The sequence below is a fragment of the Microbispora sp. CA-102843 genome, from assembly GCF_050936215.1.
In the GTDB taxonomy this organism is placed as follows: domain Bacteria; phylum Actinomycetota; class Actinomycetes; order Streptosporangiales; family Streptosporangiaceae; genus Microbispora.
In genome coordinates this window covers 4,352,096-4,366,204 of record NZ_JBNJNF010000001.1, presented here as the reverse complement: position 1 = coordinate 4,366,204, position 14,109 = coordinate 4,352,096, and the positions used below count along the sequence as shown (strand labels likewise).

Below are 14,109 nucleotides of genomic sequence, written 5' to 3'. Positions count from 1 at the left end.
ACGAGCCACTTGTCGACTCCTAGTCAGTCGACCGACTGACAGGCGTGGAGATTGATGGGGTCCAGGGGTCGTACGCCGGTATCAACCGATCGGTGGATGCCGACTCCAGCGCGGCGGGCGATGCCCGGCGAAGGCGCGGCGGGCGATCCTCAGGGGCATGGCGATCATCGAAGTCGACCGGCTGCGGAAGTCCTACGACGGCCGGATCGTGGTGGACGGCGTGTCCTTCAGCGTCGAGGAAGGCGAGATCTTCGGTTTGCTCGGCCCCAACGGGGCGGGCAAGACCACGACCGTCGAGTGCGTCGAGGGGCTGCGCAAACCCGACGCCGGGCGCGTTCGGCTGGCCGGCCTGGACCCGGTAGCCGACCGGGAGCGGGTCACCCCGATACTCGGCGTCCAACTCCAGCACAGCGACCTGCAGGGCAAGCTCACCGTCCGTGAGGTGCTGGAACTCTACAGCGCCTTCTACGCGCACCCCGCGGACTGGCGAGGCCTCATCGAGCGGCTCGACCTGACCGACCGGCTGGGCGTGCGCTTCGAGAAGTTGTCCGGCGGGCAGAAACAGCGCCTCTTCATCGCGCTCGCGCTCATCGGCCGTCCGAAGGTGGTGGTGCTGGACGAGCTGACCACCGGGCTGGACCCGCAGGCGCGGCGCGACACCTGGGAGCTCATCGGCAGCATCCGCGACGAGGGCGTGACCGTCGTCCTCGTCACTCACTTCATGGAGGAAGCGCAGCACCTGTGCGACCGCGTGGCCCTCCTCCGCTCGGGCGCGCTGGCGGCTCTGGACACGCCCGCAGGGCTCATCGAGAGCACGGGGAGCGCCACGGTCATCTCTTTCACTCCCTCTCGGCGGCTGGACGACGGCGATTTGGCCGCGCTGCCCGAGATCCGCTCCGTGCGGCGCTTGGACGGCGGTCGGCTGGTCGTCACCGGGACCGACGAGACCGTCGAGGCACTGATGTCCATGCTCGCACTCAACCGCATCGCCGCAGGCAACCTGCGCGTGGAGAGCGCCTCCCTCGACGACGCCTACCTCGACATCACCGGCAAGGAGTTGTGACATGTCCGCATCCATCGCTGTGCTGAAGGCCGAAGGCCGGCTGTTTCGCCGCGAACCGGGCAGCGTGTTCTGGATCCTCGTCTTCCCCCTCCTGCTCCTGGTGATCCTTGGCCTGGTCCCGTCGTTCCGAGAGGCGGGACCGGCCCCCGGCGGTGTGCGGCCGATCGATCTGTACCTCCCGGTGGCCGTGCTGCTCGGCGTGATCTTGGCTGGGCTGACCTCCCTGCCACCGACCCTTACCGCTTATCGCGAGAAGGGCATCTTGCGCCGCATGTCCACCACGCCGGTACGGCCGGCCGCGCTCCTGGCCGCCCAGGTGATCGTGCACGGTGCCGCCGCGCTGGCCGGGGGGATCGTCATCATCGCCACGGGCCGTCTGCTGTACGGCGTCGCGCTGCCCGCCAATCCGCCCGCCTATGCGCTGACGCTGGTCCTGGTCACGCTTATCGCGCTGGTCAGTGGAGCGCTCATCGCCGCGCTGTCACGCACCGCCAAGGCCTCCACCACCACGGCCACGATCGTCTTCTTCCCGGCGGCGTTCACCGCAGGTGTGTACGTTCCGGCGCAGTCCATGCCGAAGGCTCTGCAACGTGTGGTGGAGTTCACGCCTTTCGGCGCCGCCTCCCAGGCTCTGGACCAGGCCTCCGCCGGAATCTGGCCTGCCCTGCCGCACCTTGCGATCATACTGGTGTGGATCTTCGTACTCGCGGGCGCGTCCATCCGCTGGTTTCGCTGGGAATGACCGGGATGGGGGCGGCCGGATGACGGACGGCGTGTCGGCTGGCTCTGTCGGCGCCGCCCCGCGCCACCTGCCGGACGAGGTGGGCTTACCCAGCGGCGAGCCGACCTCGTCGCCCGATCGGGCGGAGGGCGTCCACTCGTGGCGGCACCGGTTCGCGAGCGCCGGACCGTACATCCTGCTGGGGCTCGGCGCGGTGCTCGCCGCCGCCAGCGCGGAGGCGGTGATGGACATCGGCGAACGATACGTCGCCGCCGTCCTGGCAGTGGCCGCGCTGGCACTCCAGCTGTGGTGGAGCCTCAACGGCCGGCGGCGGGTCGCACGTGGTCCGGCTCACCGTCTCTACTACCTCCTGCGGTGGGCGCTCGGCTTCGCGCTCTCCTGGTGCAACCCGATCTTCGCCGTCTACGCGGTGCTCGGCTATTACGACGCCGGCATGCTGCTGCCCCGCCACCTGGTGCGCCCTGCGCTGTTCGCCACCGCGATCACCATGGCCGGCTCCAACATCGGCGGCCTGCCTCCGGCTGAGGGCATGCACTGGCTGGCGTTCATCGCGCTGCTGGCCCTGCACTCCGGCCTCGCCATCGGGTTCGACCACATCGCGGTCAAGGAGAGCGAGCACGCCGCCGAGCTGCGGAGTGCGAACAACCGCCTGGCCCGAGCACTCCAGGAGAACGCGGGCCTGCACGCCCAGCTCCTTCTCCAAGCCAGGGAGGCCGGCGTCGCCGACGAACGCAGACGGCTGGCCGCCGAGATCCACGACACCCTCGCCCAAGGGCTGACCGGGATCGTCACACAGCTCCAGGCCGCGACCGACAGCACCGATCCCGCGGGCACCCGCGATCACATCGAACGCGCCTCCGTCCTGGCCCGGCACAGCCTCCGGGAGGCGCGCCGTTCGGTTCAGAATCTCAGCCCCGGACAACTGGAACACGACCCCCTGTCCACAGCCCTGGAGAAGATCGTCGCAGCCTGGTCGGCGCAGACCGGTGTCCGGGCCGAGATCACCGTCACCGGAACCATCGAACCACTGCATCACGAGGTCGAGGCCACGTTGCTCCGCATCGCCCAGGAGGCCCTCGCCAACGTCGGCCGGCACGCCGGCGCGCAACGGACCGGAGTCACCCTCTCCTACATGGACGACGAGGTGAGCCTGGACGTCCGCGACGACGGGAACGGCTTCGATCCGCGCGGCCTTCCGCCGCGCGGCGACGGCGGAGGCTTCGGCCTCGGCGGCATGCGGGCCCGCGCCGAGCGGGTCGCCGGGACCATCGCCATCGAGTCGGAGCCGGGGCTCGGCACCGCCCTGTCCGCGCGAGTACCGTTGGTGCGCCATGAGTGACCCCGCCGCGCCCCCCGGTTCATCCCCGCCGCCCATCACCCTGGTCATCGCCGACGACCATCCCGTCGTACGGCACGGCCTGCGCAGCATCTTCGAGGTGTCGTCCGGCTTCGCCGTACTGGGCGAGGCAGCCGACGGGGCCGAGGCGATCGAGCTGGTCACCCGCCTCGACCCCGACGTGGTCCTGATGGACCTGCGCATGCCCGGCGGCGGTGGGGTGGAGGCGATCGCGGAGCTGTCCCGCCGCGGAGCGCGGGCCAGGGTGCTGGTGCTCACCACGTACGACACCGACTCCGACACCCTTCCGGCGATCGAGGCCGGCGCGACCGGTTACCTGCTCAAGGACGCTCCGCGCGATGACCTGTTCGGCGCGGTGCGGGCCGCCGCCGAGGGCCGGACCGTGCTGTCACCGGGCATCGCCGCCCGGCTCGTCTCCCGGGTGCGGGCGCCTGGGAACCACAGCCTGAGCAGCCGCGAGCGCGAGGTGCTTCGCTTGGTCGCCAAGGGCTCCTCCAACCGGGAGATCGCCGCGGCTCTGTTCGTCAGCGAGGCCACCGTCAAGAGCCATCTGACCCATATCTACGGCAAGCTCGGCGCCAAGGACCGCGCCGAGGCCGTCGCCATCGCCTACGACCGGGGCATCCTCGGCTGACCGCTCCGACGGTATGAGAGCCATGTGCGGCACGCAGGTTCGGAAACCGCGCAGGCGTGAGACCCGAATCAATGCCGGGCCGAATCCGGACGTTCACTGTTAGCGCGAACATCATTCCGGCTGAAACTTACACCGCCACAGCCGCATTCTCGGCAGGGAAGGACGCCTCGTCTCACCGGGAGACGGCGACGACCGCACCGGGGCGCCGGGAGCAGGACAGATGGGCGATTCCGGCTCGGTGACCGGTGTTTTCCCAAGCGTTTCACCGCGCGTGCAGGCGGCCGGGCGAGCACGGGGCGCTCCGCGTCGGGTTGGCGGGGCCCTTGACGGCCCGGAAACCGCCGCTGACACTGAGCGGCAACCTTCGGTGAACGACAGTGTGACCGGGGGCGCTCCCGGCCCATTTTTGTTAGCGCTCACATCGTTCACCGCGCCGCCTTCCCGACGAGAGGCACCCGATGGACACCTCCGCACGTCTTCCGGCACGGCCGCGCCGCATCCTCGCCCTGGTGATCCTGGCGCTGCTCGCGATCTGCCCGTCCGTCGTGGCCGCCGGTCCGGCCGGCGCGGCGACCATCGACACGACCGCGTCGTACGTGCTGGTCAACCGCAACAGCGGCAGGGCGCTGGACGTCTACAACATGGCGACGAACGACGGCGCGCCGCTGGTGCAGTGGGCACGCAACGACGGCGCCTGGCAGCAGTGGCAGTTCCTCGACTCCGGCGGCGGCTACTACCGCCTCAGGTCGCGCCACAGCGGCAAGGTCGTCGACATCTCCGGCCGCTCCACGGCCGACGGCGCCGACGTCATCCAGTACACCGACAAGAACGCCACCAACCAGCAGTTCCGGGTCGCCGACACCGACAGCGGCTACGTCAAGCTGATCAACCGCAACAGCGGCAAGGCCCTCGAGGTCTGGGAGTGGTCCACCGCCGACGGCGGCCGCGTCTCCCAGTACGCCGACCTCAACGGCGCCAACCAGCAGTGGCAGCTCGTCAAGGTCACCTCCTATCCCGACCCGGGCTACGTCACCGGCGACGTCACCGTGCACGACCCCGAGGTGGCCAAGAAGCCCGACGGCACCTACCTGCTCGCGCACACGGGCGACAACATCGTGCTCAAGACCTCGACCGACCGGACCACCTGGCGCAACGCGGGCGTGGCGTTCCCCGGCGGGGCCTCCTGGACGCATGCCTACACCAACGGCAGCAACACCCTGTGGGCGCCGGACATCACCTACGTCAACGGCAGGTACTACATGTACTACGCGGCCTCGACCTTCGGCTCCAACCACTCGGGCATCTTCCTGGCCACCAGCACGACCGGGGCATCCGGGTCGTGGACCAACCAGGGCATGGTCATCGAGTCGAACACCTCCGACAACTGGAACGCCATCGACCCCAATCTCGTCGTCGACGACCAGGGCCGCTGGTGGCTCGACTTCGGCTCGTTCTGGTCGGGGATCAAGATGGTCCAGCTCGACCCGGCGACCGGCAAGCGGCTGGACGGCACGATCCGCAGCATCTCAGGCCGGAACGGCGGCGCGATCGAGGCGCCGTTCATCTACCGGCACGGCGGCTACTACTACCAGTTCGTCTCCTTCGACCTGTGCTGCAAGGGCGCGTCGAGCACCTACCGCATCATGGTGGGCCGCTCGACCTCGGTCACAGGGCCGTACGTCGACCGCAACGGGACGGCGATGACCTCGGGAGGCGGCACGCAGATCCTTGCGGGGCACGGGAGCGTCCACGGCCCCGGCCATCAGGCCGTCCTCGCCGACAACGACGGCGACATCCTCTTCTACCACTGGTACGCCGACGACGGCTCCTCGCGTCTCGGCATCAACAAGCTCGGCTGGGACAGCACCGGCTGGCCCTACGTCTACTGAACCCACCCCTCGCCTCGGGGCGTGCCCTTGCCGCCCCCGGGGCGATTCCTGCGGCACGAACACTTGACGTCTCGAATGTTATCGGTAACTCTTCTCTCCATCACCTGAGCCCTCCGGATACCCCGGTGGCATGTGGAGAACGAATGTGACCGATAACATCACCTATGCCCAACCCGTACGGGGCCACCGCCGGGCGGAGCGCCGGCTCGCGGCCCGGGCCCGCGCCGTCGCCGAGGCGTACGCCCTGCTCGCGCCGAGCCTCGCCGGCTTCCTGCTCTTCCTCGTGGCGCCCATCTTCGGCGTGGCGGCACTGAGCCTGTTCGACTGGAACCTGATGGGCGCGCCCTCGTTCGTCGGACTGGACAACTACCGCGAGCTCGCCGCCGACCCAGAGGTCTGGCGGGCCGTGCTCAACACGATCTACTACGTGGTGCTCAACATCCCGGCGCAGACCGTGCTGGCGCTGCTGCTGGCGCTGGCGCTGAACCGGCGGATGCGCGGCGGCAAGGTGCTCCGGGTGGTCTTCGTGCTGCCCTGGATGGCCATGCCGGTGGCACTCGGCACCATCTGGTCCTGGGTGTTCGACCCGAGATACGGCGTGGTCAACCAGGTGCTGGGCATGGTGGGGATCGACGGCCCGAACTGGCTCACCGACCCCGCGTGGGCCATGCCGGTGATCGCCTCGGTGAACGTCTGGCAGTACACGGGCTACACGATGCTGATCCTGCTGGCCGGGCTGCAGGCGATTCCGCACACGCTGTACGAGGCCGCGGCGATCGACGGCACTACGCCGGTGCAGCGGTTCTTCATGATCACACTGCCGCTGCTGCGGCCGTCGCTGTTCTTCGTGCTGGTGACGAACACGATCGGGTCGTTCCAGATCTTCGACACGGTCTTCGTGATGACCCAGGGCGGTCCGGGCGGCGCCACCGACGTGCTGAACTTCCACATCTACCAGCAGGGGTTCCAGCTCTTCCGGTCCGGCTACGCCTCGGCGCTGGCGATGGTGCTGTTCGCGCTGATCCTGCTGGTCACCGCGGCGCAGTTCCTCTATTTCCGCAAGCGCACCGTCTACGACTTCTCGTGATGACCCCGATGAAGAGGACCCGGATGAGAAGAGGACACGGATGAAGAGGATCGCTCTGTATCTCGCGCTCTTCGCGGGCGCCGTGGTCTCGGTCGCGCCGTACCTGATGACGTTGAACTCGGCGTTCAAGGAACCCGCGCAGGTGCTCACCACCCGCGCCTGGGAGCCCGCCTTCCCCGTCACGCTCGAGAACTTCGCCCAGGTCTGGTCGGAGTACGACATGGCCGGCTTCCTGCTGCACTCGCTGGTCTACGCCGGGGTCGTCACGGCCGGGCAGGTCGTCTTCAGCACGATGGCCGCCTACGCCTTCGGCAGGATGTCGTTCCCCGGCCGCGACGTGCTGTTCTGGGGCTACCTCGCGACGATGATGGTGCCGCAGATCGTCACCCTGGTCCCGCTCTTCCTGATCATGAGGGAGTTCGGGCTGATCGACACCTATCTCGGGCTGATCCTCCCCACCGCGTTCGGCACGCCGTACGGGATCTTCCTGGTGCGGCAGTACTTCCGCACGATCCCGAAGGACCTGGAGTCGGCCGCGCGCATCGACGGCGCGGGCACGCTGACCGTGCTCGTCCGGGTGCTGCTCCCGCTGAGCCGGCCGATCCTGGCCACCCTCGCGACCATCACATTCATCACGACCTGGAACACGCTGCTGTGGCCGCTGATCGTCACCAACGGCGACGCGACCCGGGTGGTCACGCTCGGCATCTCGGCGCTGAAGGGCCAATACTCCTCCCAATATCACCTGATCCTGGCGGCCGCCGCCCTCGCGCTGCTGCCGCTCATCGTGATCTTCCTGCTGTTCCAGCGGCACATCGTCCGTTCGATCGCCCTCACCGGGCTGAAGTAGCCACCCCCCGCAGAGAGAAGGGCATGCACCTATGTCCAGAAAAATCGCCTTATCCGCTTTCGCGGCGGCGGCCCTGCTGTCCCTCGCCGCGTGCGGCGGTGGAGGAGCCGACGACTCGGGCTCGACCGGCGGCGCCGTCACCCTCCGGTACGCCATGTGGGACGAGGTGCAGAAGCCGCCGATCGAGCAGTCGATCCGGGAGTTCGAGAAGGCCCACCCGAACATCAAGGTGCAGATCGAACTGAACAACTGGAACGACTACTGGAGCAAGCTGCAGACCCAGCTCGCCGGCCGCTCGGCCCCCGACGTCTTCTGGGACCACGTCTCCTACTTCCCGAAGTTCAGCAAGGAGGGCGTGCTCACCGACCTGGCGCCGCTCATCGCCCAGGACAAGGTGGACACCTCGATCTACGACCCCAAGCTCGCCGAGGGCTGGAAAGTGGACGGCAAGGTCTACGGCCTGCCCAAGGACTGGGACACGATCGGGCTGTTCTACAGCGCCAAGGCTCTGAAGGACGCCGGGCTCACCCCCGCCGACCTCGACGGCCTCACCTGGAACCCCACCGACGGCGGCACCTTCGTCAAAACCCTGCAGAAGCTGACGGTCGACGAGAACGGCAAGCACCCCGACGAGCCGGGCTTCGACCCCAAGAAGGTCAAGCAGTACGGCCTGGCCATGCAGGCGCCCACCGGTCAGCAGGACTGGTGGAACTTCGCCCTGCAGAACGGCTGCAAGCTCCAGGACAAGCCGTGGGGCCGGTGGACCATCGACCAGCCGGCCTGCGTGCAGGCCATCCAGTTCGTCCAGGACCTGCGGCTGAAGTATCACGTCGCGGTGCCCGCCACGGTCACCAACCCGCCCAACGGCCCGTCGCTTGACCAGGTCGTCGGCCGCGGCGAGGCGGCCACGGCGATGGACGGAAGCTGGATGCTGCGCGCCTTCGACACCGCGCTGCCGAACGGGGGCTTCGGCGTCGCCGACCTCCCCGCGGGCCCGGTCGGCAAGGGCAGCGTCTACAACGGCCTGACCGAGGCCGTCTACGCCGGCACCAAGCATCCGAAGGAAGCGTGGGAGCTGCTCAAGTGGCTGGTTTCCGAACGCCATCAGAAGGCCGTCGCCCAGGCGGGCGCCGTCTGGCCGGGCATCCCCTCGCTCAACGACGTCTTCGCCGACGCGTGGAAGGCCAAGGGCGTCGACGTCACCGGCTTCAAGAAGGCCGCCGAGGGCACCACGATGGGCTACCCGCTGACCGAGGCGGCCGACGTCTACAACGTGAAGGCGCTCGACATCTTCAACCAGGTCTGGCTGGGTCAGCTGTCGCCGCAGGACGCCGCCCAGAAGATCACCACCGAGGCCAACGCCGCCATCAAGTAAGGTCTGACTCATGGAAGTTACCGGTCACATGCCTGCCCAGGACGCTCCCCGCACGCGGTCGGCGAGCATCTGGGACGTCGCCCGGGTGGCCGGTGTCTCCCAGCAGACCGTCAGCCGCGTCATCAACGGCAAGGCCCGGGTCAGCGAGGCGACCCGGGCCAAGGTCCTCCAGGTCATCGCCGAGCTCGGCTACCGGCCCAACCGGCTGGCCCAGGCCCTGGCCGGAGGGCCGGTCCGCTCGGTCACCGTCCTCACCTCCGACACCGCCCTGTACGGCGCCGCCGCCACGCTGCGGGGCATGGAGGAGGCGGCCAGGACGGCCGGGTTCTCCGTGGGCATCAGCGTGCTGGAGCGGACCTCCGGCCAGGCGGACATCGCCCTGCGGTTGAACCGGCCCGGGGAGGCGGTCATGGTGATCGCCTTCGACGACGCGGGCGTGCGCGCGCTGCGGGCGCTGCCCGCGGACGTCCCGGTCGCGGCCGCCGTCGAGCGACAGCCCGACGACGGGCCGGACGAACCCTGGCAGGTCTGGCTGGACGACCGGGCGGCGGCCGCGCACGCGACCCGCTACCTGCTGGGCCTGGGGCATCACACCGTCCACTACGTGGCCATCCCCTCCTCCACCAGCGCGCTGCCGCAGCGCACCCAGGGCTGGCAGGACGCGCTGCGGGCCGCCGGCCGCCCGGTGCCCGAGCCGCTGCCCGGCGGCTGGAGCCCTCGATCCGGCTACCTCGCCGTACGCTCCCTGCTCGCGGACCGCTCGGTCACCGCGGTCCTGTGCGGCAACGACGACCTGGCGCTGGGTGTCATGCGGGCCGCCCGCGAGGCCGGGCGGGACATCCCTGGCGACATCAGCGTGGTCGGCTTCGACGACTCCCCGCCCTCCGCCTACCTCAACCCCTCGCTCACCACGGTCCGGCTCGACTTCGAGGGCCTCGGCCGGGCCTGCTTCGGCCTGTTGCACCGCAGGCTGGACCCGCAGAACGCCCCAGCCGCACCGGCCTGGAGCGAGCCCGAACTCATCGTGCGGGAGAGCAGCGGCCCCGCTCCCGCCTGACCTCCCGCGTCTCCACGGCCCTCCGCCGCGCCATGCGGCGGAGGGGTCCGGCATGCCATGCCGCCTTCTCCTTCGCCGTCGAAAGGCTGAGATGATCCACCACGACTCCGAACACCGCCTGTGGGTGCTGTCCGGGCCGTCCTCCTCCTACGTACTGCACCTCGACGAGGCCGACCGGCCGCGCGTCCTGCACTGGGGACCTCGGCTCTCCCCCGAGCAGGCGGCCTCGCTGCCGCTGCGGCTGCCGCGCCCCGGCTTCCGGCCGGTCGAGGACCCGCTGGAGGGCTCCTTCGACCTGATCTCGACCGGGGGCCTGTGCTACGGACAGGTTGGCCTGCAGGTGCGCTTCGCCGACGGCACCCGCGACTTGGAGCTCGTATTCACCGGGCAACGCCGCACCGATCGGGAGCTGGTGCTGGCGTACGCCGACCGTCACTACCCGCTGGCCGTGGAGTGCCACTACCGCCTGTACGGCGACGTGATCGAGCGCCACCTGGTCCTGCGCAACGAGGGCGAGCCCGTCACCGTCGTACGGGCGGACTCCGCCACCTGGGTCCTCCCCCGGCTGAACGGCTACCGGCTCAGTTCGGTACGCGGCCAGTGGGGCGCCGAGACCCGGCTGCACCGCACCGAGCTGCCGTACGGCGAGACCGTCCTGACCAGCCGCAGGGGTGTGACCAGCCACCAGGCCAACCCCTGGGCGATGGTCGACGACGGAACGGCGGGCGAGGAGTACGGCGCGGTCTACTCCTGCGCGCTGGCCTGGAGCGGGAGCTGGCGCCTCACCGCGCAGCGGCTGCCCACCGAGCGCGTGACGCTGTCGGCCGGGGCCGGGCACGACCCCGTGACCCAGGAGCTGGACACCGGCGAAGAACTGGTCACGCCGGTGTGCGCGGGCCTGTACACCGAAGGCGGCTTCGGCGCCGCCAGCCGCGCCTGGCACGACCACCAGCTACGGCACGTGCTGCCGCACCCCGGCGAGATCCGGCCGGTGCTCTACAACTCCTGGGAGGCCACGGGCTTCGACGTCTCACTGGACGGGCAGATCCGGCTGGCGGAGTCGGCCGCCCGGATGGGCGTGGAGCTGTTCGTGGTGGACGACGGATGGTTCGGCGCCCGCACGCACGACGCCGCCGGGCTGGGCGACTGGTATCCCAACCCGCACCGGTTCCCCGAGGGGCTCGGGCCGCTGATCGACCGGGTGCACGAGCTGGGCATGCGGTTCGGCCTGTGGGTGGAGCCGGAGATGGTCAACCCCGACAGCGACCTGTACCGCGCCCATCCGGACTGGGTGATCCACCGGCCGCACCGGACTCGCACCGAGCACCGCAACCAGCTCGTGCTCGACCTGTCCCGGCCTGAGGTCGGGGACTGGCTCTACCGGACGCTGGACGAGTTGCTGGCCAAGAACGCCATCGACTTCCTGAAGTGGGACATGAACCGCCCCTTCACCGAGGCCGGCCCGGACGAGCGGCTGTGGCTGGGCCACGTCCACACCCTGTACGACGTGCTCGACCGCCTGCGCGCCGCCCACCCCCACGTGCGGATCGAATCGTGCAGCAGCGGCGGCGGCCGGGTGGACCTCGGGATCCTGCGGCGTACCGACCAGGTGTGGACCTCCGACAACACCGACGCCCTCGACCGGTTGGACATCCAGCACGGATTCTCCCAGCTCTACCCGGCCCGGGTGATGGGCGCGTGGGTCACCGACAGCCCCAACCCCTACACCGGCCGGGAGATCCCGCTCGACTTCCGCTTCCACGTGGCCATGGCCGGGGTGCTCGCGATCGGCGGGGCCCTGACCGAGTGGAGCCGGGCCGATCTGGATCGGGCGGCCGAGCTGATCGCCGACTACAAGCGGATCCGGCCGCTGGTCCAGCACGGCCGGCAGTACCGCCTGCGGCCGCCGGACGGCGAGCTGTCGGCCGTGCAGTACCTCGCCTCCGACGGTACGGAGGCCGCCGTACTCGTCTACCGCCGCGCCCGCCGCTTCGGGCACGCCGATCCTGGGATCCCGCTGCGCGCCCTCGACCCGGACGCGCGCTACCGCGACGTGTCCACGGGTGAGGTCCACCACGGGGCCGTCCTGCTCGCCCACGGCCTGTTCCCCGATCTGGCTCCCGGCGACTACGCCGGCGCCCTGGTCCACCTGGTGCGGGAACAGGCGTGAAAGGAGGCCCGCCGGGCGCCCGGCGGGCCTCCTTCATTCATGTCATCTCGGCGTCAGGACCAAGCGGTAGGCGCCGTTGGCGTCCTGGTTGGCGATCGGGATCGTGACGCTGCCGTTGGTGACGGTGTAGGCGTTCGACCACACCCTGGTCGCCGCCGACACGTTCGTCTTGCGTCCCGAACCCGGAACGTACTCGAGGGTCGCCGTGACCGAGGAGCCCAGCCCGCCGATTCCGTCGACACGGATGGTGTTGTTGCCGGCCTGGCCGCCGAAGACCAGGCTGAACGTCCTGCCGTCGTAGGCGGCCACGCCGTCGTTGTACGTGGTCGGGGTGACCTTGACGACGTTGCCGGTCTGGTCGGCGTACCACTTGTACATCCAGTACGACGCCGTCGGCTGGCCGTTGTACAGCAGGCCGTTGAGCGTGCCGGCCTCGTACCAGAACGCCCGCTCGGCGTCGCGCACGCCCTCACGCTCGAACTGCGCGACGTAGTGGTTGACGCTGCTCGGCACGTCGATCTCGCCGGTCGTGGCGTACTCGTTGATGGAGATGGGCCGCGGCGAGATGCCCAGCTCGCGCTCCAGCGCCCGGTAGGCCCGGACGTTGGCGGTGACCTGCTGCCATCCGCTCAGCTCGTGCCACGACACGACCTGCGGCAGCGTGTTCGTCGCCTTGGCGTTGTTCAGGAAGGACCGCATCGCGTTCACGTTCCAGTACGAGTAGCTCGGCCCCATGATGGCCGTGTTCGGCTCGCTCTGCCGGATCCGCTGGTAGGTGCGCACCCACCCGTCGTTGAAGGAGACGCCCGACGCCGACGGCCAGGTCCAGTCCGGTTCGTTCCACGGCTCCCAGGCGTCGATGTTGCTGACACCCGCCGACTTGGCCGCCGCGATCATCTTGTCGATCCGGCTGTACCAGTCGTTCCAGTTGGTCCAGTTGTAGGGGAAGCCGTCGAAGCTGTCCGCCATGTCGACGGTGATCACGGCGCCGATGGCGGCGGCGTTCCGCCAGATGTTCAGCGTGTCGCCGATCGGGACCGGGGAGCCGTTCGGCCGGTGCTCGTGCAGCGGCGGCGGCTGCCGGAGCTGGTGCAGCTTCAGCGGCTGCATGATCGACACCGGCGGGGTGTTCGCGTCGGACAGGCCGTACAGCGTTCCCGACCCGACGCGGGTGACCGGCCGCACGACGCTGCCCGCGTCGACCACGAGGGCGCTGCCGCCGCCGGTCGTGGTGCTCCACTTCTGGTTGCTCTGCCCGTTGCACGTCCACAGGAGGACGGCGGTGCCGTTGGCGGTGCCCGCATGGTCCGCATCGAGGCACAGGCCCGACTGCGTCCCCGTGATCGACCCGTCGGAGTTCTGCCGCCACTTCTGGTTGGCCTGCCCGTTGCAGGACCAGATGACCACCTGGGTGCCGGGCGAGGTCTGGTTGTTGTACGCGTCGACGCAGCGGGTGCCGTTCAGGGTACGCAGTTCGCCGGCCGAGGTGAACTCGAAGCCCTGGTTGGCCTGGCCGTTGCAGTCCCAGATGTCCAGGGTGGTGCCGAGCGTGTCGACGTTGCCCTTCACGTCCAGGCAGCGGCCGGAGGCGGTGCTCACCAGCGGCGCGGGGGCCGCGGAGGCCGGTGCCGTCCAGGTGAGCGCGGTGGCCGCCAGGGTGGCGAGCGCCGTGAGCAGGCCCATGGCGACGGCGCCCGGCGAACGTCGCCGCCCGGCCGCAGGGCGAACGGGTAAGTCGTGCATCGTTCTTCTCCTCGTTGGGGGGTGGTAAGGCCGGGGTGGACGGAAGCGGCACTCCCGCCCGGTAGGGGGTCGCGGTATCGGCGATGATGTGAGTTATCGGTAACATCAGGGTCTAGAACCTCGCGACGACGGTGTCAAGCAT

The 14,109-nt window shown here is 69.7% G+C and carries 11 protein-coding genes; 10 read left to right on the top strand and 1 reads right to left on the bottom strand.

Annotated elements, in window-relative coordinates:
* The first annotated feature begins 157 nt into the window (after positions 1-157).
* The 10 genes from ACQEVJ_RS20170 (at position 158) to ACQEVJ_RS20125 (ending at position 12,224) form a co-directional block, all read left to right on the top strand.
* Positions 158-1,063, top strand: a complete 906-nt coding sequence (locus ACQEVJ_RS20170) for an ABC transporter ATP-binding protein (protein WP_433103164.1) — start codon at positions 158-160, stop codon at positions 1,061-1,063.
* Position 1,064: 1 nt separating this feature from the next.
* On the top strand, positions 1,065-1,805 hold the full coding sequence (locus tag ACQEVJ_RS20165) for an ABC transporter permease (RefSeq protein ID WP_433103162.1): 741 nt from the start codon (positions 1,065-1,067) through the stop codon (positions 1,803-1,805).
* 31 nt (positions 1,806-1,836) lie between these two features.
* The gene (locus tag ACQEVJ_RS20160) at positions 1,837-3,144 is read left to right on the top strand and encodes a sensor histidine kinase (protein ID WP_433103160.1); all 1,308 of its coding nucleotides are present in this window, start codon (positions 1,837-1,839) and stop codon (positions 3,142-3,144) included.
* Positions 3,137-3,796: a response regulator gene (locus ACQEVJ_RS20155; protein ID WP_433103158.1), complete on the top strand. Its 660-nt coding sequence runs from the start codon at positions 3,137-3,139 to the stop codon at positions 3,794-3,796. The genes ACQEVJ_RS20160 and ACQEVJ_RS20155 overlap by 8 nt, the downstream gene beginning before the upstream one ends.
* Before the next feature lie 458 nt (positions 3,797-4,254).
* Positions 4,255-5,685 (top strand): family 43 glycosylhydrolase, encoded by a 1,431-nt coding sequence (locus ACQEVJ_RS20150; RefSeq protein WP_433103156.1) that lies wholly within the window; start codon positions 4,255-4,257, stop codon positions 5,683-5,685.
* 145 nt (positions 5,686-5,830) lie between these two features.
* On the top strand, positions 5,831-6,772 hold the full coding sequence (locus tag ACQEVJ_RS20145; protein ID WP_433103154.1) for a carbohydrate ABC transporter permease: 942 nt from the start codon (positions 5,831-5,833) through the stop codon (positions 6,770-6,772).
* Positions 6,773-6,812: 40 nt separating this feature from the next.
* Positions 6,813-7,622 carry a carbohydrate ABC transporter permease gene (locus ACQEVJ_RS20140; protein WP_433103152.1) on the top strand — a complete coding sequence of 270 codons (810 nt, stop codon included), beginning with the start codon at positions 6,813-6,815 and terminating at the stop codon, positions 7,620-7,622.
* Between the two features lie 31 nt (positions 7,623-7,653).
* Positions 7,654-8,997, top strand: coding sequence for an ABC transporter substrate-binding protein (locus ACQEVJ_RS20135; protein ID WP_433103150.1), 1,344 nt, complete (start codon positions 7,654-7,656; stop codon positions 8,995-8,997).
* A 10-nt stretch (positions 8,998-9,007) separates the two neighbouring features.
* Entirely contained in the window at positions 9,008-10,054 is a 1,047-nt protein-coding gene (locus tag ACQEVJ_RS20130) for a LacI family DNA-binding transcriptional regulator (protein WP_433103148.1), read from the top strand.
* Between the two features lie 91 nt (positions 10,055-10,145).
* Positions 10,146-12,224: an alpha-galactosidase gene (locus tag ACQEVJ_RS20125; RefSeq protein ID WP_433103146.1), complete on the top strand. Its 2,079-nt coding sequence runs from the start codon at positions 10,146-10,148 to the stop codon at positions 12,222-12,224.
* A 42-nt stretch (positions 12,225-12,266) separates the two neighbouring features.
* Here ACQEVJ_RS20125 and ACQEVJ_RS20120 read toward each other — a convergent pair whose 3' ends face one another.
* Positions 12,267-13,967, bottom strand: coding sequence for a ricin-type beta-trefoil lectin domain protein (locus ACQEVJ_RS20120; RefSeq protein WP_433103144.1), 1,701 nt, complete (start codon positions 13,965-13,967; stop codon positions 12,267-12,269).
* Positions 13,968-14,109: the final 142 nt, after the last annotated feature.

Coding starts and splice junctions, on each gene's coding strand:
- ACQEVJ_RS20170 (WP_433103164.1), top strand. CDS start 158: ATGGCGATCATCGAAGTCGACCGGCTGCGGAAGTCCTACGACGGCCGG.
- ACQEVJ_RS20165 (WP_433103162.1), top strand. CDS start 1,065: ATGTCCGCATCCATCGCTGTGCTGAAGGCCGAAGGCCGGCTGTTTCGC.
- ACQEVJ_RS20155 (WP_433103158.1), top strand. CDS start 3,137: ATGAGTGACCCCGCCGCGCCCCCCGGTTCATCCCCGCCGCCCATCACC.
- ACQEVJ_RS20150 (WP_433103156.1), top strand. CDS start 4,255: ATGGACACCTCCGCACGTCTTCCGGCACGGCCGCGCCGCATCCTCGCC.
- ACQEVJ_RS20140 (WP_433103152.1), top strand. CDS start 6,813: ATGAAGAGGATCGCTCTGTATCTCGCGCTCTTCGCGGGCGCCGTGGTC.
- ACQEVJ_RS20135 (WP_433103150.1), top strand. CDS start 7,654: ATGTCCAGAAAAATCGCCTTATCCGCTTTCGCGGCGGCGGCCCTGCTG.
- ACQEVJ_RS20130 (WP_433103148.1), top strand. CDS start 9,008: ATGGAAGTTACCGGTCACATGCCTGCCCAGGACGCTCCCCGCACGCGG.
- ACQEVJ_RS20125 (WP_433103146.1), top strand. CDS start 10,146: ATGATCCACCACGACTCCGAACACCGCCTGTGGGTGCTGTCCGGGCCG.
- ACQEVJ_RS20120 (WP_433103144.1), bottom strand. CDS start 13,967: ATGCACGACTTACCCGTTCGCCCTGCGGCCGGGCGGCGACGTTCGCCG.